Annotated in this window: 1 protein-coding gene; it reads left to right on the top strand. The window is 69.4% G+C overall.

Features of this window, described 5'->3' with window-relative positions:
• On the top strand, window positions 1-1,046 hold a 1,046-nt coding region (locus KDL01_RS40990), incomplete at its 5' end, for an HNH endonuclease signature motif containing protein (protein WP_212534121.1).
• Window positions 1,047-1,601: the final 555 nt, after the last annotated feature.

Genomic DNA, 1,601 nt, shown 5'->3' with positions numbered 1-1,601 from the left:
AGGCGCTGAACGGGCTGCTGTTGGCGTTGGTGGCCGAGGGGGACCGGCTCGGGATCGCGCGCGGGGGCATCGGCCCGTGGCTCGCGACCGTGCTGGATGTGACCGAAGGACGCGCCCGCGGGCTCGCGCAGGACGCCCGACTCCTCGCGACGGTGCCGCAGCTCGAGCGGGAGCTGTGCTCGGGAAGCGTCGGGCAGGATTCCGTACGGGCGGTGGCGCGCACCGTCAAAGCGGTGCGCCGCACGGGCCTGGATCCGGTGCCCGAGGTCGCCGAGACCCTGCGGGTGGCACGCGAGCACGGGGCGCGGGCCGGGCTGGAGCGGGTGCGGGCGCTGGAGGAGCACACCGATCCCGGGTCGGTCGAGGCGCGCCACGCCCAGCAGCGCGAACGCTCCTACGCCCGCATCGCCATCGCAGCGGATGGAGAGATGCACCGGTGCGAGATCCTGCTCGACCCCGCCCGCGGCGCGGTACTCCAAGCCGCGGTGGAACTACAGGTCGCGGAGATGATCCGGGCCCGGCAGTTCGACGGCACCGAACTCGCACCCCAGGACGTGCGCACGACCGAGCAGATGAGCGCCGAAGCGATCACACGGATGGCACAGGTATTCCTGGATGCCACGGCCGAACAGCGCGGGGCCCACTTCTCGCTGCCCGCGCTCGCGGTGACGCTGCAGGATCCTGCACCGGTCCAGCTCGAGATCCCCGCCGGCTGCGCCCGCACCGCATTCGGAGCACTCATCCCGGCGCGGCTGCTGCCCAGGCAGGGAGACCCGCGACGCCACACCCTCACCCTCGACGGACACACCGGAACATGGGACGGCGTGGCCGTGGACCGGGACCCGAGGGCACGGCTGGCCTCGGCCGAACAGCGGGGCTTTCTCGCCTGGCGCGACCGACACTGCCGATACCCCGGATGCGACCGCCCCATCACGTTCGCGCTCCACGCCCACCACACCACCCCGTATGCGAAAGGCGGCCAGACCACGGTAGAGAACCTCAAGCTCTACTGCTCACACCACCACACCGTCATCCACCACGGATAACACAAGCGAAATCTCGCACCACACGGCCGCCCACTACACGCGACACACGATCCAGCACCACGAGACCGCCCACCCCAGGAGACGCAAGATCCTGCATCACAGCCGTCCACTACGGATGACACAAGATCCTGCACCACACGGCCGTGCACCGCGGGTGAGACAAATTTGCGCATCACAAGGCGTCCAACACAGGTGATGCGAGATCCCGCACCACACAGTCGAGCGCCACGGGTGACACAAGGTTCAGCATCACATGGCCGTCCGCCGCTCGTGATGCACGATCCTGGATCAAGGTCGCCCGCCGCAGGGAATGCACGATGCCGCACCCGGCGCGATGGACTGGGCCACGGACCCTCCGCAAGGCTCTGGCCAGGGGTGGGGCTCTCTCCTCGGTCGGGCAGGCGCAGCCCATATCAGGGTTCTGGTGGAGGTGCAAACGGCGCAGCGCGACCGACACCCCGACAAAAACCTTCGCCGTTTGCGCCTCCGCCAGGTTCCTGATACGCCTCCGGTGACCGGCCGAGGAGAGAGCCCCACCCCAACCTCATCACCCCG

Source organism: Actinospica durhamensis (assembly GCF_018139695.1).
Taxonomy (GTDB): Bacteria; Actinomycetota; Actinomycetes; order Streptomycetales; family Catenulisporaceae; genus Actinospica; species Actinospica durhamensis.
This window is presented reverse-complemented; position numbering and strand designations above follow the sequence as displayed.